The organism is Erwinia plantamica (genome assembly GCF_043420595.1).
Lineage (GTDB): Bacteria > Pseudomonadota > Gammaproteobacteria > Enterobacterales > Enterobacteriaceae > Erwinia > Erwinia aeris.
In genome coordinates this window covers 1-444 of record NZ_JBGCUC010000093.1, presented here as the reverse complement: position 1 = coordinate 444, position 444 = coordinate 1, and the positions used below count along the sequence as shown (strand labels likewise).

Below are 444 nucleotides of genomic sequence, written 5' to 3'. Positions count from 1 at the left end.
AATAGCGGTCGTAGCTGGCGTTGTTGCGAAAGCCCAGGAAGATCGCCAGGGCCACACCAACCAGCGAAAATGGCACCGTGGTCAGCGTGATCTTGCGGTGCAACAGTTCACCATGGAAGATCACCACGATGCGCGACACCAGCGCCGTGACCCCCAGTTGCGGCAGGATCTTGATCAGGACCGAGCCTCGCCACACGAACAACATGCGCAGCCAATTAGGGCGGGGACGAACGATCACTCAGCAACTCCGGGGCGGGGCCAGGCCCCAATCGAGCCGCCATTCTGGCACGGCCGGCCGGCCCGCCTGCTCGGCGCCCGGGGCCCCTCCCGCTCAACCCGTGACAGGCTCTGGCACCAGGTCACCGAACCAGAAGTCGATTTCCCGCCGTTTGTTCGCGATGAAGTAACCGGCCTGCCACTGGTCGTCATCCTGCAGCCCTTGCC

General features: G+C 64.2%; 1 pseudogene. It reads right to left on the bottom strand.

From position 1 onward, the window contains the following. Positions 1-238: pseudogene (locus AB3U87_RS22235) on the bottom strand (bestrophin family protein); the annotation flags it as partial. Positions 239-444 lie beyond the last annotated feature (206 nt).